This window comes from Streptococcus sp. HMSC073A12 (assembly GCF_001812815.1).
Taxonomy (GTDB): Bacteria; Bacillota; Bacilli; order Lactobacillales; family Streptococcaceae; genus Streptococcus; species Streptococcus vaginalis.
On record NZ_KV810540.1, the window covers coordinates 52,012 to 75,420 of the forward strand.

At 40.0% G+C, this 23,409-nt stretch carries 23 protein-coding genes and 1 tRNA gene; 1 reads left to right on the forward strand and 23 read right to left on the reverse strand.

Translation table 11 applies throughout. The features are described from left to right. Positions 1–12 precede the first annotated feature (12 nt). The 7 genes from HMPREF2876_RS10640 to purD all read right to left on the reverse strand — a co-directional run bounded on the left by HMPREF2876_RS10640 (position 13) and on the right by purD (position 4,121). Positions 13–156, reverse strand: a complete 144-nt coding sequence (locus HMPREF2876_RS10640) for a hypothetical protein (protein ID WP_024052894.1) — start codon at positions 154–156, stop codon at positions 13–15. A gap of 227 nt (positions 157–383) precedes the next feature. After that, entirely contained in the window at positions 384–509 is a 126-nt protein-coding gene (locus HMPREF2876_RS10930; RefSeq protein WP_257360479.1) for a hypothetical protein, read from the reverse strand. Between the two features lie 13 nt (positions 510–522). Then, positions 523–747, reverse strand: coding sequence for a hypothetical protein (locus HMPREF2876_RS06750; RefSeq protein WP_024052895.1), 225 nt, complete (start codon positions 745–747; stop codon positions 523–525). Between the two features lie 11 nt (positions 748–758). Continuing rightward, positions 759–1,847, reverse strand: a complete 1,089-nt coding sequence (gene purK, locus HMPREF2876_RS06755; protein ID WP_024052896.1) for a 5-(carboxyamino)imidazole ribonucleotide synthase — start codon at positions 1,845–1,847, stop codon at positions 759–761. Next, positions 1,834–2,322 carry a 5-(carboxyamino)imidazole ribonucleotide mutase gene (gene purE / locus HMPREF2876_RS06760; RefSeq protein WP_003037056.1) on the reverse strand — a complete coding sequence of 163 codons (489 nt, stop codon included), beginning with the start codon at positions 2,320–2,322 and terminating at the stop codon, positions 1,834–1,836. The genes purK and purE overlap by 14 nt, the downstream gene beginning before the upstream one ends. Before the next feature lie 118 nt (positions 2,323–2,440). Beyond that, positions 2,441–2,866 (reverse strand): 2-thiouracil desulfurase family protein, encoded by a 426-nt coding sequence (locus HMPREF2876_RS06765; protein WP_070584545.1) that lies wholly within the window; start codon positions 2,864–2,866, stop codon positions 2,441–2,443. Then, the gene (purD, locus tag HMPREF2876_RS06770) at positions 2,856–4,121 is read right to left on the reverse strand and encodes a phosphoribosylamine--glycine ligase (protein ID WP_070584547.1); all 1,266 of its coding nucleotides are present in this window, start codon (positions 4,119–4,121) and stop codon (positions 2,856–2,858) included. Before purD ends, HMPREF2876_RS06765 begins: the two co-directional genes overlap by 11 nt. 194 nt (positions 4,122–4,315) lie before the next feature. Between purD and HMPREF2876_RS06775 the strand changes: the two genes are divergently transcribed. Then, positions 4,316–6,250, forward strand: coding sequence for a GBS Bsp-like repeat-containing protein (locus HMPREF2876_RS06775; RefSeq protein WP_070241460.1), 1,935 nt, complete (start codon positions 4,316–4,318; stop codon positions 6,248–6,250). Positions 6,251–6,308: 58 nt separating this feature from the next. On the opposite strand, the gene purH is transcribed toward HMPREF2876_RS06775, so the two are convergent. From purH to HMPREF2876_RS06855, 16 genes are all read right to left on the reverse strand, one after another. Beyond that, positions 6,309–7,856, reverse strand: a complete 1,548-nt coding sequence (purH, locus tag HMPREF2876_RS06780; protein WP_024052900.1) for a bifunctional phosphoribosylaminoimidazolecarboxamide formyltransferase/IMP cyclohydrolase — start codon at positions 7,854–7,856, stop codon at positions 6,309–6,311. A 240-nt stretch (positions 7,857–8,096) separates the two neighbouring features. Further along, positions 8,097–8,651 carry a phosphoribosylglycinamide formyltransferase gene (purN, locus tag HMPREF2876_RS06785; RefSeq protein WP_024052901.1) on the reverse strand — a complete coding sequence of 185 codons (555 nt, stop codon included), beginning with the start codon at positions 8,649–8,651 and terminating at the stop codon, positions 8,097–8,099. Next, positions 8,651–9,676: a phosphoribosylformylglycinamidine cyclo-ligase gene (gene purM / locus HMPREF2876_RS06790; protein ID WP_070584549.1), complete on the reverse strand. Its 1,026-nt coding sequence runs from the start codon at positions 9,674–9,676 to the stop codon at positions 8,651–8,653. Before purM ends, purN begins: the two co-directional genes overlap by 1 nt. Further along, a complete protein-coding gene (locus HMPREF2876_RS06795) occupies positions 9,636–9,917 on the reverse strand; it encodes a hypothetical protein (RefSeq protein WP_024052903.1) in 282 nt (93 codons plus the stop codon). Before HMPREF2876_RS06795 ends, purM begins: the two co-directional genes overlap by 41 nt. 2 nt (positions 9,918–9,919) lie before the next feature. After that, entirely contained in the window at positions 9,920–11,377 is a 1,458-nt protein-coding gene (purF, locus tag HMPREF2876_RS06800; RefSeq protein ID WP_024052904.1) for an amidophosphoribosyltransferase, read from the reverse strand. A gap of 123 nt (positions 11,378–11,500) precedes the next feature. Then, on the reverse strand, positions 11,501–15,226 hold the full coding sequence (locus tag HMPREF2876_RS06805) for a phosphoribosylformylglycinamidine synthase (RefSeq protein WP_070584551.1): 3,726 nt from the start codon (positions 15,224–15,226) through the stop codon (positions 11,501–11,503). 51 nt (positions 15,227–15,277) lie between these two features. After that, on the reverse strand, positions 15,278–15,985 hold the full coding sequence (gene purC, locus HMPREF2876_RS06810; RefSeq protein ID WP_024052906.1) for a phosphoribosylaminoimidazolesuccinocarboxamide synthase: 708 nt from the start codon (positions 15,983–15,985) through the stop codon (positions 15,278–15,280). A gap of 158 nt (positions 15,986–16,143) precedes the next feature. Next, a complete protein-coding gene (locus tag HMPREF2876_RS06815; protein WP_024052907.1) occupies positions 16,144–16,389 on the reverse strand; it encodes an acyl carrier protein in 246 nt (81 codons plus the stop codon). Then, positions 16,386–17,384, reverse strand: coding sequence for a phosphate acyltransferase PlsX (plsX, locus tag HMPREF2876_RS06820; protein WP_024052908.1), 999 nt, complete (start codon positions 17,382–17,384; stop codon positions 16,386–16,388). Before plsX ends, HMPREF2876_RS06815 begins: the two co-directional genes overlap by 4 nt. Further along, positions 17,381–18,154, reverse strand: a complete 774-nt coding sequence (recO, locus tag HMPREF2876_RS06825) for a DNA repair protein RecO (protein ID WP_024052909.1) — start codon at positions 18,152–18,154, stop codon at positions 17,381–17,383. Before recO ends, plsX begins: the two co-directional genes overlap by 4 nt. Next, positions 18,132–19,319 (reverse strand): pyridoxal phosphate-dependent aminotransferase, encoded by a 1,188-nt coding sequence (locus HMPREF2876_RS06830; protein WP_024052910.1) that lies wholly within the window; start codon positions 19,317–19,319, stop codon positions 18,132–18,134. Before HMPREF2876_RS06830 ends, recO begins: the two co-directional genes overlap by 23 nt. Before the next feature lie 154 nt (positions 19,320–19,473). Next, the gene (locus HMPREF2876_RS06835; protein ID WP_024052911.1) at positions 19,474–20,442 is read right to left on the reverse strand and encodes a ribose-phosphate diphosphokinase; all 969 of its coding nucleotides are present in this window, start codon (positions 20,440–20,442) and stop codon (positions 19,474–19,476) included. A gap of 132 nt (positions 20,443–20,574) precedes the next feature. Then, positions 20,575–21,765: a peptidoglycan hydrolase PcsB gene (gene pcsB, locus HMPREF2876_RS06840; RefSeq protein WP_024052912.1), complete on the reverse strand. Its 1,191-nt coding sequence runs from the start codon at positions 21,763–21,765 to the stop codon at positions 20,575–20,577. Positions 21,766–21,874: 109 nt separating this feature from the next. Then, on the reverse strand, positions 21,875–22,375 hold the full coding sequence (gene mreD, locus HMPREF2876_RS06845) for a rod shape-determining protein MreD (protein ID WP_024052913.1): 501 nt from the start codon (positions 22,373–22,375) through the stop codon (positions 21,875–21,877). A gap of 1 nt (position 22,376) precedes the next feature. Beyond that, the gene (gene mreC, locus HMPREF2876_RS06850; RefSeq protein WP_024052914.1) at positions 22,377–23,183 is read right to left on the reverse strand and encodes a rod shape-determining protein MreC; all 807 of its coding nucleotides are present in this window, start codon (positions 23,181–23,183) and stop codon (positions 22,377–22,379) included. Positions 23,184–23,277: 94 nt separating this feature from the next. Further along, positions 23,278–23,365: transfer RNA gene (locus HMPREF2876_RS06855), tRNA-Ser, on the reverse strand. Between the last annotated feature and the right edge of the window lie 44 nt (positions 23,366–23,409).

The following is a 23,409-nucleotide window of genomic DNA, read 5'->3' on the forward strand; positions in this document are numbered from 1 at the left end:
TCTAAAGTTAGTTCAAGTCCTTTTACTCAAACCTACTCTCTTTTTCTTTTGTATTTCTTTTAATCCTAAAATTTTAGCTAATGTAACTTCAACATCCCAGTCTTTACTTAAATTCAACACAACCTCATTATCAATATTTTTCTCTTTACGAAACATATCTAATACGTCACCTTCAAAAACATAAATATGGTGTTACAGAATATTCAATTTCACAATTATAATTAAGATTATACTTACTCTTATACTATAAAACACTTCTTTATCATCAACATTTAAACTGCTATAAGAAGGTTTTATAACGTTAGGATGGTCTAACTTTTCAACATTTTCAATTTCTTGTTTATATCTTTTTGCTCTTTCCTTATTCTGCTCTTTAATAATTTTTATAGCGTACTTTTTTGTTCCTTAAATGCTTCACATACAATTCCTTCTCCACCCTCAGAAATTTTTTCAAGATTATCATATCCAAGTTTGGAGAATTTTTCTTTCAACTCTGTTAATTTTATCACAAAAATCTCTCCCTCACTCAAACTCCTCTTTCCCTATCTCCACCGACGGATAATGGGACAGCTGGTTCAAGTCTGTATCCAGCGGCAGATCATAGATTGTTAGGTAGTCTGCTGGGTAATGGGCTTGCAGCTCTTCATATTTGGCTTGGATTTTGTCAGCGTCTTTGCTGGCAAAGAGCACTTCGACAATCCCTGCTTCTCCATTTTCAATAAAGGCGTGAACAATGATTTGAATCATAACAAACTCCTCTAAAAATCTATTCCCTCACCTAGTTCTCTCACCTCATCTGGCTCTTCACTAAACACAGTCACATGTCCCATCTTGCGGTTGTGCTTCGCTTCCATTTTACCATACAGGTGGAGGTGGGCGCTAGGATGTTCTGCGACGTACTGCGCAGCTTTTTCCATGTGCTGGCCAAGGATATTGAGCATGACAGCTGGGGCATGAAGGGGCACTTCTGGCAGGGGCTGACCCAAAATACCCAAGATATGAGTATCAAACTGTGAGAAATCACAGGCTTCGATAGAATAATGCCCTGAATTATGCGGGCGCGGTGCGATTTCATTGACCAAAATCTGGTTGCCAGCTACAAACATCTCTATACATAGTGTACCAGAAAGTTGGACTTCTGTGGCAATTTTTCTTGCCATTTGCAGGGCCCTGTCCGCTAAATCTTGGGAAATCCGCGCTGGGACAATCGTTTTAGAAAGGATATTGTTGCGGTGGATATTTTCCTGAACAGGGAAAAGGGTCAAATCCGTGCCATTTCCAGACACAATAACCGATATTTCCATGGTGAAGGGGACAAAATCCTCTAGCACACAAAGAGTCTTGTCTGCTAAATCACGCGCAGTCGCTAAACTCTCCTCGTCTCTAATGACCACCTGACCGTGACCGTCATATCCGCCTGTTGCTGTTTTCAGCACGCGCTTAGTCGAAAAGTCATAGCCTGTAAGATCTGCCGATGAGCGGATAATTCGATAGGGAGCCAAATCCACACCAGTACTTGAGAGAAATTCTTTCTCGTGTACTCGGTTTTGAGAGATACGTAGCAACCTTGTTCCTTGTGGCAAATATGCCAAATCAGCTACCGCATCTAAGCTGTCTGCATCCACATTTTCAAACTCATAAGTCAGGACATCACAGCGCTCAGCCAATTGACGAAGAGCCGCCACATCATCATAAGGCGCAACGATGACTTCACTGACACGAGCAGCTGGACAATTAGCAGCTGGATCTAGCGTAATGACTTTGTGGCCTCGGTAGATTGCAGCAATCGCCATCATTTGTCCTAATTGACCACCACCGATAATTCCAATCGTTTTAGTTGAGTTCATTGCTAGACTCCTCAGCAATTTTTCCTTGTTTTTCTGCAAAGTCAGCCAGTGCTTGGGCAATTGGGGCATCTTCAACAGACAGCAAGCGCAAAGCAAAGAGCGCTGCATTGGTTGCACCTGCTTCGCCGATAGCCATCGTTGCCACAGGCACACCGCCAGGCATTTGCACAATAGAGTAGAGCGAATCCACTCCGCTCAATGCACGAGATTTTATAGGCACACCGATAACCGGCAACGTTGTTTTAGCCGCTACCATACCAGGCAGGTGAGCCGCCCCGCCAGCACCTGCAATGATAACCTTAATACCATGTGCGCGTGCTTCCTCAGCATATCGGAACATAAGGTCTGGTGTTCGGTGGGCAGAGACCACCTTTTTTTCATAAGCAACACCGAAGTCCTCAAGAACTTGGGCTGCTTTTTTCATCGTTTCCCAGTCGGATTTGGAACCCATGATGATAGAAATAATTGGTTGCATAATTTCTCCTTTTTCAAGCCTGCCTTAGACTGTAGAGGCGTCGTGAACTTTCTTGCGTGTGATGCTACGCTTTTCTTCTCATCTTTTCTTAAAAGCCGAGGAAAAGCTAACATCCCATCTAAAAAATCTTCTTAACTAGGTTTGTAGACCTTTGAGCTACCAACTTTCCTAAAAGACCACTGCCCTCTATTTTTCGACTAGAAAAATGACCATCGTAAATCTGGTTGACACCACAAGAGGGACTTCGGGACTGAAGAATAGCCAAGTCAATGTTTTTTTCAGCTAAACTAGACAATGTGTGATCAATTCCTACTTGAAATTCTTTATCATAAAAATTCCCATTGACATCACATGGCCGCCCTTTTAAAATCTCTACTGGCTCTCTTGGAACTGGTAAGCGGCCCGCAACTTCTGGGCACACTGCTAAGACATCTTTATCCGCAACAAAGTCAATAACAGCTTGATTATAATTATTGCCTCCATTGTACTTGCAATTTTCTCCAAGCAAACAGGCACTAACTAGTATACATTTTTTATTTTTCAAGAGCCTTGCTCCCAATATCAGTTCTGTAGAACAGTCCAGTCGTGTCTTGTTTGTCGAGTTGGGTGTAAATTTTTTCCTGCGCAGCTGAAACGCTGTCAGATGTGGTGACTAACATATAGACTCGGCCGCCATTGGACAGCAGTGCTTTGCCATTTTCACCAAACTTAGCGCCTGCATAGTAGGTGATGATATCACCGTCGGTCTTTTCTGGCAGAACCACACCTTTTTCGTAGCCAAGTGGATAACCTTCAGAAGCCACCACAACGCCCAATGTCACACCGCTGTCCGCCCAGGTCATATCTGGCTCCTTGCCCTCCAAAATGTCCGCGATGTTTTGCGCAAAATCAGAGGTTAGGCGCGACAGAATGACCTGCGTCTCTGGATCACCAAAGCGAGCATTGAACTCAATGACCTTGGGACCGTCCGCAGTCAGAATCAAACCAGCATAAAGAACACCGATATAAGGTCGCCCTTCTTTAATCATCCCCTCCAGCACTGGTTTGACAATGGTGTCAACTGCAGTTTCAACCACGCTTGCTGGCAAATGTGGTACGGGCGCATAAGCACCCATACCGCCTGTATTAGGACCCTTGTCACCGTCATAAGCACGTTTGTGGTCCTGAGCTATTGGCATGATGTAAAACTTATCACTATTAACAAAGGCAAAAAGAGAAAACTCTTCTCCTTCAAGAAATTCTTCAATAACTACGCGCGCACCAGAATCGCCGAATTTATTGTCCAGCAACATTTCGTGCGCTGCTTCAACCGCTTCTTCCACCGTTTCAGCGACTACCACGCCTTTCCCCAAGGCTAAGCCGTCCGCCTTCACCACGATTGGAGCGCCCTCTTTTTCGATATAGGCTTTGGCGGCTTCAAAGTCTGAAAAAGTTTCATAGCGTGCTGTCGGCACACCGTATTTTTTCATGATTGACTTGGCAAAGTCCTTGGACCACTCCAGTTCCGCAGCCAATCGAGTCGGTCCAAAAGCCTTGAGACCGGCGGCTTCAAAATCATCAACGATACCTGCAGCTAAAGCGTCATCTGGACCAATGAAAGTCCAAGCAATATCATTTTCTTTGACAAAGTCAATCAGCGCTGCATGCTCAGAAATCCCAATCGGAACCAACTTAAGACCGTCGAAGTTCATCCCGTCATTTCCGGGAGCAACAAAGACCTGCTCCACCTGCGGTGACTCCAACAACTTCTTAGCAATCGCATGCTCGCGACCACCCGAACCAACAACTAAAAGTTTCATGATTGACCTCTTTGCGAATTATTTATAACAATTATACCATAAATGTTCGTTTATACTTTTATTTATCGTAAAATATTTTGATAATAACGAAATCCCATTACCATTTCTAATTTTTCAATTCAGTTTTCAATTTTTTCATCTTTTCCCGAATAATCTAAATGGAACTATCCAAATTATTTATTCAAAGGAGATTTATGAAGAAATACAGTCAATTATTTTTACTATCTAACACTATTTTGGGCGTTTTTTCTGCTCAACTAACTGCTCAAGCCTCGGAAGCAGATAATGCTCAAAAAAGCTCAAATCCAGCAATTCTTGCTAGCAACATTACCGTCAATGTTTCTGGAAATACAGCTTCTATTAACTACACACGCTCACAGACACAAGTTCCTTACACCATTTACCACGCTGTTTGGTCTGATGAAAATGGGCAAGACGATATCAAATGGTATTCTGCGCCTCAGACACCCACTACAGCTATTGATTTGCGTCAGCACACTGGTTATGGAACCTTTCATGTTCACACTTATATCAATATCAATGGAAAAATGGTTGGTTTAAACGGAACGACTTTCAAAGTAGAAAAACCAGCTAGCGGCACGGTTTCTACAACCGTTTTAGGAAAGACTGCTCAAATATCCTTTACTCGAAACAAAGATCAAACAAATGCCAATATTTTACACGCTGTTTGCTCTGACGAAAAAGGACAAGATGACATCAAGTGGTATACGGCAGGGCAAGACACAACAGAAATTGACTTATCCAATCATAAAGGATACGGTGTTTACCATGTTCATACTTATGAAAGTAAAAACGGAAAGATGATTGGATTAAATGACACCACTTTTAACCTTGAAAAACCAAATCCTTCTATCCAGACTAGCTTTCCTGAGCCTGGTATCATGGATATTCAGATCAAAAATGTTCCTAAAACAATCTACAAACTAACGGTTCCGGCTTGGTCTGACCGCAACGGACAGGATGATCTTCAATGGTATGCAGCTACTAAAAATTCTGATGGAAGCTACAATGTTAGAGTTGAGCTAAAAAAACACAACTATGACATAGGAACTTATCATATTCATCTTTACGGAGAAAGCTATGTCAAACCAGAGTTTACTGGCTTAGCTGGAATCACTGCCCAAGTTGATGCTGATAAATTGCCTTCTGAAGAAGAGCAAAAACCATTCTTCTCTGTTGAAAATATCAATCAAGAACAAGGGACTTATACCGTCAAAGTTAGTGAAACTTCAAAGTCCAAGCCGATTCAATCCGTCCGAGTACCTATTTGGAGCACGAGCAATCAAAGCAATATCAAGTGGTATGCAGCCACTAATCACGGTGATGGAACCTTTACGACAAGCTTTGATATTCGCAATCATCAAGTTTTTTCCGGAACATACACCAATCATATTTATGTGAAATATAAAGACGGTAGCGAGCATAGTTATGCAACGGATTCGGTTGCTATGTCCGCAGAAAAAATTAAAACCAAAGTATCTGTCGCTAAACGCTCAACTTATCTTTATGAGGTGACGGTGACAGATGCTTACGGCGATGGCAAGATTAGCCTACCGACTTGGTCTGAAGTCAACGGCCAAGATGATATTCAGTGGTACACCGCTACTAAAGCTGGAAATGGAATTTACAAATTCACAGTTGATACGCAAAAACACACTGGCAGTGGCCTTTTCCATACACATGTTTACCGCAATCTCAACGGTCAAATAATTGGACTAACAGGTACGAGATATCAAGTAGAGAAGCCTGCTATCTCTTTCCAACCAAATTATGCCGCAGCAACGACTTATCCAAAAGGGCAATGCACTTGGGGCGCCAAAGCTCTTGCACCTTGGGCTGGCAATTACTGGGGCAATGGTGGTGATTGGGCTGCTAGCGCCAGACGAGCTGGTTTTAAAACCGGTACAGCTCCACAAGTAGGGGCTATTATTTGTTGGACAGACGGTGGTTACGGTCACGTTGGAGTTGTTACTCACGTTGCCTCAAACACACGCATTCAGATTCAAGAGGCCAACTACGCTGGAAAACAGTATATTGGCAACTTCCGCGGCTGGTTCAATCCTCATGCAGCTGGACAAGGAGCAGTTAGTTACATTTATCCAAAATAAGTCCCTCTGAACTACTTAAAAAACCTTGGAAAATCAATCCAAGGTTTTTATACTATTCTCAATGTCTAAAATGCCGTACGCCTGTAAACACCATGGCAATGCCGTATTTATCAGCCATATCGATAGATTCTTGGTCACGGACGGACCCACCAGGTTGGATGATTGCTTTCACACCTGCAGCAGCAATTTCTTCAACATTATCCGCAAATGGAAAGAAAGCATCACTAGCAAGAACCGCACCGTCAAGACGGTCTTTGGCTTGGTCAAGAGCGATACGAACAGAAGCTACACGGTTTGTTTGACCAGGACCAACACCCAATGTCATATGGCCATTTGTTACGATGATACCGTTTGATTTCACGTATTTGATAGCTTTCCAAGCAAATTCAAGTGCTGCTTTTTCTTGGTCAGTTGGTTGACGTTTTGTCACAACTTTCCAATCAGCTGGATTTTCTTTGACAACATCTTGGTTTTGAACCAACAGCCCACCAACAACACCCGTGTATTCTTTTTCAACTTGGCTAGCTTCTTGAGCTTCAAATGTCAATTGAAGAATACGCAAATTTTTCTTCTTAGTTGTCAAGATTTCAAGGGCTTCTTCTGAATAACTTGGTGCAATGATGATTTCAAGGAAGATAGCGTGCATTTTCTTAGCTGTTGCGGCGTCAACTTCACGATTCAGCACAACAATACCACCAAAGATTGAAACTGGGTCTGATTCATAAGCGTAGTCCCAAGCTGTTTCAATATCATCAGCTTGTCCGATACCACACGGATTCATGTGTTTAAGGGCAACAACAGTGGGACGGTCTTTGAAATCACGGATAATGCGGATTGCAGCGTCAGCGTCACGGATGTTGTTAAATGACAATTCTTTACCATTCAATTGTTTAGCAGAAGCAATTGAGTAATCTGTTGGCAAAGCTTTTTGGTAGAAATCAGCGTCTTGTTGAGGGTTTTCACCATAGCGCATTGGTTGTTTCAAATCGTAAGTGATTGTGAGTTTTTCAGGTTTTGTTTCACCAACTTGTTTTGTGAAATATTCTGCAATTAAAGCGTCATAAGCTGCTGTATGACGGAAAACTTTTGCTGCCAGGCGCCTACGAGTTTCAAAGTTTGTTTCACCATTAGCTGACAATTCATCCAAAACAACAGCATAATCAGCTGGGTCAACGACAACTGTAACACTAGCATGGTTTTTAGCAGCAGATCGAAGCATGGAAGGACCACCGATATCAATATTTTCAACCGCATCAGCGTAAGTCACATCTGATTTCAGAATAGTTTCTTTGAATGGGTAAAGGTTAACCACAACAAGGTCAATCAATTCAATGTGGTTATCTTTTGCGGCTTGAAGATGACTGTCAAGATCGCGACGAGCCAAAAGGCCACCGTGAATATTTGGATGAAGTGTTTTCACACGACCGTCCATCATTTCTGGGAAGCCCGTTACATCATCAATGGCGATAGTATCAACGCCTGCTTTATCAAGCGTAACTTTTGTTCCGCCAGTTGAGATAATATCCCAACCAAGTTTTTTTAATTCTTGAGCAAATTCAACAATGCCCGCTTTGTCTGAAACACTGATTAGTGCACGTTTTGTCATTTCAGTCCTACTTTCTACTTCTTTTTGTAAAATATAAACCACTAAATAGCAATACTGGCAATAAGCCCGATAGAATAAGCCAAGCAAAGGCGTAACGGATTTTCAAGATTACCAAATAAGTACATTTACTATAAAGGCAACGACAATAAAAGTTAATACAAACACCAAAATCTTTTTTATCATCATAATCTCATTATAAGGCAGCATACTAATAGCTAACTACGCTATCAAATACACGGACTACTTTTTCTTAACTCTTAAGCTCTCCAAAACATCTGGATAGAGTTTATACTCTGCTTCATGAATGCGAGCTTCAAAACTGTCAATGGTATCATCAGCCAGACGAGGCACACGAACTTGTTTAATCACTTTTCCCGTGTCAACACCATTGTCAACCCAGTGAATGGTAACACCAGATTGGTCAACACCTGCTTCCCAAGCATCATCAATACCATGAGCCCCTGGAAATTCTGGAAGATAAGCTGGGTGAATATTGATGATACGACCTTCGTAAGCTGCTAGCAAAGTCGGACCAACAATCTTCATATAACCAGCTAGGCAAACCACATCAATATCATATTTTTCAAGCAAAGTAACAATAGCTTCTTCGTAAGCTGCTTTATTATCAAACTCTTTGAGTTCAAAAGCATGAGCTGTCACACCGAGTTTTTCTGCACGTTCTAAGACATATGCATCTCGGTGGTCTGAAAAGACAAATTCAACTGGAAATTGCTCCGCAATGACTTGAAAATTTGACCCATTACCACTCGCAAAAACGGCAATTTTTTTGCTCATTATTTCATCACCACACTTGCATCAGCTTTTTTGACGATACGCCCAAGTTCGTAAACTGGCTCATCAAGTAATTCTTTCACGCGCTCAACCTTATTAGGACTAACTGCCAACATAAGACCAATACCCATGTTGAAGATTTCAAACATTTCTTCGTGTTTGATGCTACCATATTTTTCAAGAGCTTTGAAAATTGGAAGAACCGGAACTTTATCCTCTTCGATTTCAGCAGCTAAATCATCCGCAAACATCCGTGGAACATTTTCAACGAAGCCGCCACCAGTGATGTGAGCAATACCGTTAACCAATTCTTCTTTGATAAGCGGAAGCACCGCTTTGACATAGATACGTGTTGGTTCAAGCAGCACTTCTTTCAATTTTTTGCCTTCAAGTTCTGGAAGCACTTCTTCACCTGTGTAATCAGCAAAGACACGACGGACAAGCGAATAACCGTTTGAGTGAATACCGCTGGAAGCAAGTCCAAGAAGAACATCACCATCAGAAACTTTTGACCCGTCAATGATTTGTTTTTTTTCAGCGACACCAACCGCAAAACCAGCTAAATCATAGTCGTCTTCACCATACATAACAGGCATCTCAGCCGTTTCGCCACCGATAAGAGCTGCACCAGATTGAACACAACCTTCCGCAACACCTGCAACGACTTGTTCAAGCTTTGCAGGTTCATTTTTACCCGTAGCAATGTAATCTAGGAAGTAAAGCGGCTCTGCCCCAGCTGCAATGATGTCATTGACACACATGGCAACACAGTCTTGACCGATTGTATCGTGTTTATCATATTTGATGGCAAGCATGAGTTTTGTTCCCACACCATCAGTTCCTGAAATCAAAACAGGTTCTTTCACGTCGAGCTGAGACAAGTCAAACATCCCACCAAAACCGCCAAGAGCGCCCATGACGCCAAGACGTTCGGTGCGCGCAACGTGTTTTTTGATACGTGCAACAACTTCATAACCCGCTTCAACATCAACACCAGATTGAGCATAAGCATTTTTGTTTTCTGTCATTTTCTTTCCTTTCTTTGGAAATAGCAGAGCTGTCCTCTAACTTGATCTGCTTTTCTAACTCAATTCGAAGTCCATGATGTTGCCAGGCAGAAACACCTAAAATGACAGCTACTAACATTGGTAACCAAGCTTTTGAAAAGCCATGTTGAAACCAATTCCAGATGCCACTACCAAGACCAATAAGCACCAAGACGATTTCAGCGAAGACGAAACGCTTCAGCCTTGAAAGAATTTTTGTCACTACTATTTCTTCACATTTTCAATATAAAAGCTTGTCTTTTCCTCTAAACTTCGAAGGTACTCTTCTTCATAATCATAAAGAGGGGTAGGGTAATTCCCATCAAAGTAAGCAACGCAAAGCCCACCATTGGGTGCATCAGTTTCAAGACCAATTGAGTCAATCAAACCGTCAATTGACAAGTAAGTCAAGCTATCAGCACCAATAATCTCACAAACTTCATCTTTGGTATGATTAGCTGAAATCAATTCACGGCGATTTTGAATATCGATACCGTAGAAACATGGGTATTTCAATTCTGGACTACCGATTGCCACATGAACTTCTGTTGCACCAGCTTCACGAAGCAAACGAACGATACGGCGTGATGTTGTTCCACGTACGATAGAATCATCAATCATAACTACGCGCTTACCTTTAACAACACCAGATACGGCTGAGAGCTTCATGCGAACACCTTGCTCACGCAAATCTTGTGTCGGTTGAATGAAAGTACGTTGTGTGTACTGATTTTTCACCAAGCCCATTTCATTTGGGAGACCTGATTCTTCAGCAAATCCCATTGCTGCTGAAAGTGATGAATTCGGCACCCCAACAACGATATCTGCTTCATGCTGGAATTCCTGTGCCAGACGCTTTCCCATATTTTTACGGGCGGTGTGGACATTAACACCGTAAATATCACTGTCAGGCCGTGCAAAATACACGTATTCCATCGAGCAAATGGCAAGCTGAGTGTCCGTCGTGTAGGTATCGTACCGAATGCCATTGTCATCAATGATAACAAGTTCTCCTGGTTTTACATCACGAACCCATTTAGCACCAACCACTTCAAAGGCACACGTTTCACTTGATACCACCCAAGCACCATTTGCCATTTGCCCAATTGACAAGGGACGAAAACCATTTGGGTCAAGCGCAGCAATCAACTTATCTTCTGTCATCAAAAGGTAAGCAAAGCCACCTTTGACAGTGTTCAATGCCTCCCTTACTTTTCCGAGAAATTCTGGATTATGACTGCGACGAATTAAATGCATTAGAATTTCAGTATCAGACGAAGCATTAAAAATCGCTCCTTGGTCCTCCAGTTCTTTTTTCAGTGACAAAGCATTTGTCAGATTTCCATTATGACAAAGGCCAAACTGTTCATCTGTAAAATTGTAAAGAAATGGCTGAATGTTGTTAATAGAAGCCGAGCCTGCTGTCGCATAGCGAACATGTCCAATTGCAGCATGCCCAGTCAATTTTTCCAAATCGGCAGGATTTTTAAATACTTCTGAAAGTAGACCTGTATTACGGTACTGAAGAAGTTTGCCCTTATCGTTTGTCACGATACCAGCACCTTCCTGACCGCGGTGTTGAAGACTATGGAGTCCAAAATAAGTCACTTGAGCAGCTTGAGGATGTCCCCAAATCCCAAAAACTCCACATTCTTCATTAAGAGATTTCACTTCGTATGTCATTTTTACCTCGATACAAAGGCCATTAAGCATCTAATCAAAATAGAAGAAATCCTGTTTTTCTAAGTTCTTTTTGATACATTGCTTAGCCCGTGTTCAGTACAGCATATCAACTGCTGTGCTTGATTATTCCCCTGTAAAGTATTTCACAGCGCTACGGAACAAGTGTTGGTCTTTATTTCCTGGGATATTTTGGAAAAGACCGTCTTCCCAGCGTTCTGAATGTCCCATTTTACCAATGATTTGACCGTTCTTGCTGGTAATCCCTTCAATCGCATTAATAGAGCCGTTTGGATTGTATTTAGAATCCATGCTTGGTTTGCCATCAAAATCCACGTATTGGCTGAAGATTTGTCCGTTGTCACGGAGTTCTGCAAATTCCTCTTCCGTCACGACAAATTTCCCTTCACCATGTGATACTGGAATAGCATGAATATCACCAACTTTGACACCAAGAAGCCATGGTGAATTGGTATTGGCAATACGTGTCTCAACCATTTTCGCCACATGTTGGTTAGCATCATTGTGGAAAAGTGTCGGGCTTGTTTCAGTCGCATCTTCAAAGTTACCGTATGGAAGCAGTCCTGATTTCACAAGTGCTTGGAATCCATTACAGATGCCGATGATAAGGCCACCTTTTTCAATAAAGCTGTCAATAGCTGCGCGAACTTTTTGGTTCAACAAGATGTTGACAATGAATTTAGCCGAACCGTCTGGTTCATCAGCAGCCGAGAAACCTCCTGTAAAGAAAATAATATTTGCTTTACAGATGTTGTCAACCATTGTGTCAACTGAAGTCTCAATGGCTGCCTCATCAAGTGTTACGAACGGAACCAAATTCACTTTTGCTCCAGCTTGTTCAAAGGCTTTTGCTGAATCATATTCTGAATTTGTACCAGGAAAGACTGGAATGTAAACAAGTGGCTCTGCTACTTTCTTACTTGTTTTAATCACTGCATCTGAAGCAACTACTGGAACATCTTCAAGTTTAGTACTTTGTTCAAATTCAGTTGGGTAAACATCTTCGAGTTTGCTTTCAAAGGCTGACAAAAGTTTATCGCCCGCAAGGTTGACACCGTTGACAGTAAGTGTAAAGTCAGCTGTAGTTTCACCTATTTTGTTAACTTCAACAATTTCTTCAGTAGATGTAAAGATAAAGCCACCGAGTTGTGCTATCAAACTAGTCTCAAGCTCTGTCAATTCTACTTTAGCACCAATATGGTTACCAAAAGCAGCAAGTGCCAAACTTTCCACCACACCACCGTATTTAACAGCTGAAGCTGATGTGATAGGATGTGCTTTTTGAATCGCTTCAAATTTAGCAAAGTTAGCTTTAATCAAGTCAAAATCAATCTCTTGTGAAATAGCTTGCCCTGGAATGTAGTAAATGTATTCACCAGCTGTTTTAAATTCTGGCGAAAGAACATTACGACTATCAGCTGTTGTCACACCAAAGGCAACCAATGTTGGTGGTACTGTCAATTCTTCAAAGGTACCAGACATTGAATCTTTACCACCGATTGATGGTAAACCAAGTTGGATTTGTGCCTCGATCGAACCAAGCAGAGCAGCTACTGGCTGACCAAAACGATCCGCTTGTTTATCCATGCGTTCAAAGTATTCTTGGTAAGAGAAACGCGCACGAGACCAATCAGCACCTGTTGCTACCAAGCGAGCTGTTGCTTCAATAACAGCGTAAGCTGCACCATGATAAGGTGACCACTCTGCAATATAAGGATTGAATCCCTGTGCCATGACAGAAGCTGTCGTTGTGACACCGTTTTGAACAGGAAGTTTTTGAACTGAACTTTCTGTTGGTGTGATTTGATAACGACCACCAATCGGATGGTTAACCGTTGAACGACCAACAGAACTATCAAAGATAGTTTGCAAACCTTTTTGACTAGCGTGGTTAAGGTCATACAGAACTTTCACTGTGTCTGCTTCAAGTGTTACTGCTGATGTTGTACGCACCTCAGGAAGGGCAACATCCTTATCCACAACATTAGCATCAACCACCACGCGCACACCGTTAGTATCAAGGAAGGCACGTTCCAAGTCAACGATGGTTTCACCATTCCAAGTCATGACAAGGTTTGGTTTTTCAGTAACAGTCGCGACAACAACTGCATCAATGTTCTCTTTATGACATGCTGCAATAAAGGCGTCCACATAACTTGGACGAACAACAACAGCCATGCGTTCTTGTGACTCAGAAATGGCAATTTCGGTACCGTTAAGACCTTGGTATTTTAGTGGCACTTTGTCCAAGTCAATTTCAAGACCATCTGCCAATTCACCAATAGCCACACAGACGCCGCCAGCACCAAAGTCATTTGATTTCTTGATGAGACGAGTGACATTGCCATTGCGGAAAAGACGTTGAATCTTCCGTTCTTCAATGGCATTCCCTTTTTGAACTTCTGCGCCAGCTGTTTCAACAGATTCAACGGTTTGAACCTTAGATGATCCTGTGGCTCCACCGACACCGTCACGGCCTGTTTTACCACCGAGAAGAATAACCACATCACCAGCTTCTGGTTTTTCACGCACGACATTTTCTTTTGGTGCTGCACCGACAACAGCACCTAGCTCCATACGCTTAGCAACGAAGCCTGGATGGAAGTACTCTTTGACATAGGTAGTCGCAAGTCCTATTTGATTCCCATATGAAGAATAACCATGTGCCGCTGTCTTAGAAATCACTTGCTGCGGCAATTTGCCGGCACGCGTCTCAGCAATCGGTGTTGTAATATCACCAGCACCTGAAATACGCATTGCTTGATAAACATAAGAACGTCCTGACAATGGGTCGCGGATTGCACCACCGATACACGTTGCGGCACCACCAAATGGTTCAATTTCTGTTGGGTGATTGTGTGTTTCATTCTTGAACATCAAAAGCCATGGTTCTTTAACACCGTTCACATCAACTTCGATTTCAACCGAACAAGCATTGATCTCGTCTGACACTTCCATATCGTCCAAACGACCATTCGTACGTTCATAACGACAAAAGATTGTCGCCATGTCCATCAATGTTTGTGGCTTTTCAGAACGTCCAAGTTCAGCACGCATAGCAATATATTTATCATAAGTTGTCTGTAATTGTTTTTGGAATTTAGACGCTGAGAAATCAATATGTTTAAGCTCAGTTTCGAAAGTTGTGTGGCGGCAATGGTCTGACCAATAAGTATCCAAAACTTTCAATTCTGTTTCCGTTGGCACGCGCCCAATTGATTTGAAGTACTCTTGGATAAAGACAAGGTCATCAACTTCCATCGCCAAACCTTGTTCAGCTTTATAATCAGCAAATTCTGCCACTGTATAAGTCTTGAAGAAATCAAGATTTGGAATCGTTTTGTCCGACTCTGAAAATGCTTGCGATGCAATTCCTGTCGTAATATCTTTAAAACGAGAATCTACTGGATTAAGTAAATAATTTTTTACCGTATCAAGTTCAGCAGTATCAATATCCTTGTTAACAAGATAAAGTTGAGCCGTATTAACTGTTACATCATTACTGCTGCCAATAAGAAGCAATGCTTCTTGTGATGACGCTGCACGTTGGTCAAATTGACCTGGAAGTGATTCAATAGCAAAGAAAGCATAGTTAGAAAGTTCAGCAACCACATCACTCTCAGCCAAAATATTATCCGTTACTTGTTCAGAAAAAATGTGTTTTTCAGCACGTTCGAAAAGCGAATCTGCTAAATAAAAAACATCGTAAACTTGAATAATGCGTAAATCAGTTAAACTTGTTAATTGAAGATTGTGTTTGAGTTCTTTAACAAGCGCCTGAGCCTTAATGTTAAAATTTGATTTTTTCTCAACGAAAATTCGTTTATTCATTTTTTACCCTTTTTAGAATTCTTCTTTCTACTTAATTAGAAATCACAGTTTTTAGTTAAGCCCTTTGAGTTTTTCAAGGACAACTTCGTAAACATCTGTCAAACTACCTAAATCACGACGGAAAACATCTTTATCCATGTGATGACCTTCAGCATCCCAAAGACGGCAGTTATCTGGTGAAAATTCATCCGCAAGAATAATTTTGCCATCTTTGTCTTTACCAAATTCCAATTTGAAATCAATCAAATTAAGACCAATTTGGCTAAACCAATCTTTCAAAAGGTCATTAATACGACGTGTTTCTGCTTTGATATAAGCAATATCTTCACCACTTGCAATACCAAGGAATTTTACGTGCTCATCATTGATAAATGGGTCATCCAAATCATCATTTTTGTAGTAAAATTCAACGATTGGAGTATCTAATTTAATTCCTTCCTCTACCCCAAAACGTTTTGAGAATGAGCCTGCAGTGACATTACGCAAAACAACTTCAAGTGGAATGATATCCACCTTTTTATTCAATTGTTCGGTTTCTGACAATTGTTTAACAAAGTGAGTTGTCACACCTGCTTCATTCAATTTCGTAAAAATGAAAGATGAGATTTGATTATTAAGAACGCCTTTACCTTTAATCGTCTCTTTACGAGCACCATTAAGCATGGTCGCTTGGTCTTTGTAATGTGCAATAATAAGATTTTCATCATCTGTCAAAAATAAATCTTTAGCTTTTCCCGAATATAACAAATCACTTGTCATTTCAATATTCGCCTTTCACATTTTTCTGACTTAAGTCTATCATATTCAAAAAGGATTTTCAAGAAAATACCGTACAATATTTGCAAACATCAAAAAAACAGCTGGGGTTTCAGCTGTTTTCTCATATTTTCTTTATTTAGTCAATAAAAAGTTCGTTTTTATGCTTCCTTCAAATTTTTCTGCACACAAGCGATAACATCACTCACATTCTTCAACTCATCTATATCTTCGTCTGAAATTTCAATACCAAATTCATCTTCCACAGTTAGAATAAATTCCATCAAATCAACAGAATCTGCTTGTAAGTCATCTTTCAAACTAAGTGTTTGAGAAACTTGAAATCCCTCACCACGACTTTCCTGAATAATTTCTACGATTCTTTCGTAAATTTCTTGTTCTGTCATTCTGCCCCTCCCGAAAATTCATTTACTGCTTTTCCTACAACATCCGTTTCCAACATTGTACAAATTTGACGAATCGTGCTATAAACTGCTTTTGCATCGCTCGCTCCATGTGTTTTCACAACAGGTGCTTTTACTCCAAATAAAACAGCACCGCCTACATCAGAATAATTTAAACTACTCTTCAAAGACTTTAGACTGTCTTTCAGCAACACTGCACCTAGTTTTGCTTTCCAGCCACCGTTCAAAATGGATTTCTTGAGCTGACTCATAATTCCCATGGCTGTTCCCTCCATGGATTTTAACACAGCATTACCTGTAAATCCGTCCGCTACCACAACGTCTGCTACATGATCCATTAAATCACGCGCTTCCACATTTCCAATGAAATTTAGCGAGGAGTCCGCTACTAACAAATCATACACTTCCTTACGAAGCGAATCACCCTTGCTCGCTTCCGTCCCATTGTTTAAAAGCCCTACGCGTGGTTGTTTGATTCCACGGACATTTTCAGCATAAAATGACCCTAAAATAGCATACTGATGTAAATGATGAGCTGTATTTTCCGCATTAGCCCCCAAATCCAACATATCAAAGCCTTTGCCATCTGTCGTTGGTAATGTGGACATCAAACCTGGACGATCAATATTCTTGATACGTCCGACGATGAAGAATCCCGCAGCCAAAAGCGCTCCCGTATTTCCAGCAGAAAGTACCGCATCTGCTTCTCCGTCCTTTACTGCCTTTGCTGCCAGCACCATACTAGCATTTTTCTTCTTGCGAATTGCTTTAGTTGGCTCATCATCTGAATTGATTTTTTCATCTGTATGAACAATACGAACCCGCTCAGCTACTGTTAAATACTGCTTGATTTTTGCTTCATCTCCATAAAGAATGACTTCAATATTCGAAAAATCGTTCAGTGCTTGATTGACTCCCTCTACAATAGATTGTGGAGCATAATCGCCACCCATGGCATCAATCGCTATTTTTTTCATTTCGACTCCTTATTCTTTAAAATTTCTCCCCAGTCTCCCAGAGAATCAATAAATTTTTTTGGCTTTAGATGAATCCCAACATATTCTTCATAAATTTGATCAATCACTTTTCGTAATTGTCGTTTTAACTCAGGATTCAAAGAAATGGTCTCCAATTCACTATATTGAATCGCTTGAAATTGGTCTAATAAGTAAGGAATGTTGGGATCCAAATGACTCCGTCTCTCGTCTTTGTTGTAATGTTCCGAGCATAAAACGCCGTTATAAGTAAAAGAAAAATCAAACGGCAATCCTACTCGGTGGCAAAAGCAGCATTCATGGAAATTCAAATAAATTCCAAAACGTGACAAAATTTGAATTTCAAAAATATTGGTCAGCACCTCATAATCCAAGCCCTGCTCCATCAATTCCAACGTTTTTTGCAAAAAAGCAAAGAGAGCCGAATCTATTTTATTATCCTGAATACTGGCGTCTGCCAGAGCTACCACATAAGTTGCATAAGCCATTGTAAACAAATCATGATTGATATGCTGGAAAGTCGTAACCTCTTGATAATCATCGATATAACTCAAACCGTCATCATTTATTTTCATCAAAAAATCGGCCACTACCAATGGTTGGACAACCGGATTCAACTTAGAATTTCTAGCATGTTTCACGAAAAACATTCGCTTACCAGCTTGCTCTGTGAAAATTTTGACCAGTTTATCATTTTCTCGGAAATTACGATTATAGAGAACCAAACCTTTACTTGTGATGGATTTCAGCATACTCCTCCATATATTCCTCAAGCCGCTTCATAGCTTCTTTTATCGTATCCATGCTGGCCGCATAAGAAAGACGTACATAACCTTCCCCATACTGACCAAAAGCAGCACCAGGAATGAAAGCAACTGCTTTTTTTTGTGCAAAATCCTTCAAAAAAGCAAAAGAATCTTGATTATAGCCAGCTGGAATTTTGGCAAAAATGTAAAATGCACCATCTGGCTTGATAATCTTAAAGCCCAATTCTGTCATTTTTTCGATAATGTAATCGCGACGCTCAATATATTCCCTTTTCATTGGCTCTGCATCGTCTTTACCCGCTGTCAATGCCTCCACTCCTGCAAATTGAGCCATCGTGTTTGCGGCTGTCACCAAATATTGGTGACTTTTAATCAATTGAGCCGTAAAAGCAGCTGGGGCAAAGGTGAAACCTAGACGCCAGCCTGTCATCGCATGCGATTTAGACAAACCATTAATCACAATCGTTTGCTCTGGTAAAAATTCTGCAATAGATACATGTGGTTGCTCGGTATAAGTCAGCTCAGAGTACACTTCATCGCAAACAACAAAGACGTCATACTTTTTCAATACATCGGCTAACGCAGCCATTTGTTCTCGTGAATAAGTTACTCCTGTCGGATTAGCTGGATAATTCAAAATCACCGCTTTAAGCTGATTACCTTGCTTCAAGATAGCCTTTTCCAGCATTTCAGGTGTTAAAACAAAGTCATTTTCTGTGGTATCAATCTCGACAATTTCTGCTCCCACAAGATTCACAATTGGTTCATATCCTGGATAAGCAGGTGCAGGCAAAAGTACCTTGTCTCCTTCTTCTAAGATAGCTGTCAACGTAGCAGATAAAGCTTCGGTTGCCCCAATTGTCACTAAAATTTCTGTTTCAGGATCATAAGAAAGATTGTATTTTTCGTTTACAAATTGACTGGCTGCCTGACGCAATTCTAACAACCCACTCATGCCCGTATAATGACTCTCGTTTGCATCAATTGCCGCTTTCGCAGCTTCTTTTACATGATCTGGAGTTGTAAAATCAGGCTCTCCCAATGTCAAACGAAGAACTCCAGAAATGCTCGAAATAGATTGATCAAATTGCCGAATCAAAGAAACTTCAATTTTATCTAAATTTTTGTTAAAACGTTTCGTCAAATCCATATTTTACCTCCAAAATCTGATAGAACTATTATACTATAAAACCTAAGTCATAGCAAAAATATCATAATATTGAGAAAATTCATCACTTATCATCTGATTGAAGCAAAAGAATCACTCCAGCTATTAGAGTGATTCCTATCTAGATGTTCTTACATTAAAGAGCCGTTAAAGTTTCAAATAATGGCGAAAGAGGACGTTTTTCATGGATACGTACAATCGCCTCTGCCAAAAGATGAGCAATTGAAATTTGTTCAATTTTATCAATTAAACGTTCTTCCGGCAAATAAATTGTATCTAACACGACCAATTTTTTAATCGCTGATTTTTGAATATTATCCATAGCAGGGCCCGAAAGTACTGGATGAGTACAGCTTGCATAAACTTCTACCGCACCTGCATCAGCAAGTGCATCAGCAGCATGGCAAATTGTCCCAGCTGTATCAATCATATCGTCAATTAAAATACAAGTTTTGCCTTCTACTTTACCGATGATATTCATCACTTCACTCGTATTCATCTTATCTACACTACGACGCTTATCAATAATAGCAATCGGTGTTTTCAAAAATTCAGCTAATTTACGAGCGCGCGTCACACCACCGTGGTCAGGGCTAACAACTACATAATCGCTACCTGTCATCCCACGACGTTCAAAATAATCCGCAATGAGAGGAGCCCCCATAAGATGATCTACTGGAATATCAAAAAATCCTTGAATTTGAGCCGCATGTAAATCAATTGTCAGCAAACGATCAACACCAGCCACTTGCAACATATTTGCAACTAATTTTGAAGTAATTGGCTCACGAGCACGTGCCTTTCGGTCTTGACGAGCATAGCCATAATAAGGCATTACAACATTGATTGATTCAGCACTTGCACGCTTTAAAGCATCCACCATGATTAAAATTTCCATCAAATTATCATTGACGGGCGAGCTCGTTGACTGCAAGATAAAAACATGTTTTCCGCGGATAGATTCTTCGATATTTACTTGAATCTCCCCATCAGAAAATTGACGCACAGTTGACTTTCCAAGCTCCATACCAATCTCTTGAGCAACACGTTTAGCCAGTTCCTGGTTAGATGAAAGAGCAAAAAGCTTTAAATCAGAAAACGACATGATTTCCTCCAGTATATATTCGTTTCTTTGTAAATCAGTTACAAATTTCTCCACTTAACATTGTAACCCTTTTTAGTGAATTTTTCAATTAAAAATAAAAAACGCAAGATGCGCTTTTTATTTTTATATTCATTAATTTGGATAGATGTAAGTAAATGAACCTTGTCCTGCAACAGCTGGATTGAACCAACCACGATAATTTCCAATAGCTTGATTACCTGCATAATTTGCTTCAGATACTTGAATACTTGTAGCTGATTGAACAGCTGTTACAACAGCAACGTGTCCATAACCACCATCGTTCCATGAAATGATCGCACCTACTTGAGGTGTTGAACCTGTACGGAAACCAGCTGCAGCCGCACTTGCTGCCCATTGAGCCCCATTGCCCCAATAATCACCAGCCCACGGAGCTAATGTTTTTGCTCCCCATGTACATTGACCAACTGGATAAGTTGAAGCAGATGAACTATATGTAGGACGGCTCACAGTTCTAGTAGTAGTTGTTGCTGCTACACCACTATTGTTGTTTACAGCTTGTACTTGTGCTGCCAAACTTGTATTAGCAGAAGAAGCTACAGCTTGTTCTTGCGCCACTTGTTGTGCTTTATAAGCTGCTTCTTGTGCTGCTGCCTCTTCAGCTGCCTTTTGTGCCGCTGCTTTTTGTGCCAACAATGAGTTCTTTTCACCTTCAGCAGTTGCTTTTTCCGCAGCAAGATTCAACTGCGCTGCTTTTAGTTCAGCTTGCTTAGTAGACAATGTTTTTGCATCATTTGCAAGTGTTTGTTGATTTGCGATAACAGTATTTATCGCTTCATTATTTGCTACTTGTTTTTCAGAAATAGCTTTTTTATCTTGCTTTTGTTGTTCCAACATTTTATTGTTTGCTGAAACAATTTCACTCATCGCAGAAACACGTGAAATAGCTTCTGTAATCGATTTTGAATTTACAATTGTATTGATATAGCTTGTAGCTGTACCGCTCGTTTGAGCACTACGTGCTTGATTAGCCAATGATTCATTACGCGCTACAATATTCTTAGACAACGTTTCGATTTCAGCCGATAATTTTGTTGATTCAGCTTGAAGTTTTTCGTTTTCAGCTTTCAATTTTTCTTGTTGAGATTGAATAGATGAAACTTGAGCTTGAATTTGATCTACTTGAGCTTGAGCTGATTTTTGTTGATCATTCAAACTATTAATTTTACTATCTTGTGCAGCAATCTTGTCATCAGTAGAATCTGCATGTACATTTACAAGAGATACTCCCTGTGCAAGAACCATTGTACTTAATAAAATTGATGTAAGTAATTTTTTCTTCATAAACGATTATACTCCTATTCAATAAGACAATTATAAGTATAACAAAAAAAGGCGCTGAGTATGTTACGCCTTTATTACATTTCTATTGCCAATTCATCATAAAATCTTATCATAAATATATCTTCTCCAAAATTGGTTGAAGCAACAAAAAGAATAGTAAATTTGAGACCATTGTCGGAGCAATTGTATAAACGACAAAATCTGCAAAAGACATTTGAACTAGATGGGTAACATTTGCCAAAGCGAATGTAGCCACCTCAAAGAAAAATACTAAAATGGCAACTGTAAAAAAACGACTAACTCGATTAGACATCAAAACAGAATTATATTTACTAATAACAATCCCCGCTAAAGGCAACAATAGTGTCGAAATGCCGATAACATGAAAATAATACGCATCATACAATAAACCAATTAACAGCAACATGGTAAAATTAGTATTTTCTGAAAGATTTATCGAAATATACAAAATAAAGATAAGCAAAAGATGACTTAGTAAGTGGATATTATTTGGAAATAAATTAGTCAAAAGATTTGAAAGATGACCATCTACTAACATCACAACAAATAAAACCAAAAAGGGTAAAATGTAGCTTTTAAAAAATTTCATATCAATTTCCTACTAATGTCACCACACGAATATCTGATAAATCCGTACTTGGTTTTACAAAGACTTCTTTTGTTAAATGGTCCGATTTTTCAGTAACAGAAAGGACTGTTCCAACCGGAATATTAGGAATGTTGTACGTTCCTAAACCACTGGTCACAACTTTCTCACCTTTTTTAATGGCATCCGAACTATTTAACTGACTGATAATAAAAGCAGATTTTTCTTTACTGTAGCCAACAATCACACCATAAATTGTACTTGTCTCCGTTTGAATTCTTACTGAAATATTATCAACATTTTTATTATTTGTTAAAAGATTTACTTGGCTAGAATGAGAAGCGACATCTTTCACACTACCAATCAAGCCACCGTTTGCCACCGCTAGCATTGTATTTTGAATTCCATTTTGACGACCAGCATTGACAGTTAATTCAGATAACCAAGAAACCGGCATACGCATAATAACATCAGATGAAACCGTTTTTTTTGACTCATAAAGATTTTTCATTTCTAATAGCTGTCTTAATTGAGCATTTTCATCTTTTAATGAAGCTGAATCAGCAGATTGTTCTTCTGCTTTAAATAAAGCTTTTTTTAATTGCTTGTTTTCTTTATATGTCCGTGATAAATCAGTCAAATCTGATTTAACATCCACCAAAAAATTAAATGGTTTTGAAATAATATTATCCAAAATAGAAACAACATTAGAAGTTGCATTCACCACACCTAAAGAACGAGTAGTAACCAAAAGTACAGAAGTTATTATTATCAAAACAGCAGTCATAATAAGAAATTTGGATTTTTTCATATGATTCACTCTACTCCAAAATAGATACAATATCTATCACACAAGATTCACAGATAACAGAAAAGGAGATAGCTATCGCTACACTCCTTACATACGGAGAATGGGGGATTCGAACCCCCGCGCCAGTTACCCGACCTAACGATTTAGCAAACCGTCCTCTTCAGCCTCTTGAGTAATTCTCCAAAAATTATTATGGGCACGAGTGGACTCGAACCACCGACCTCAC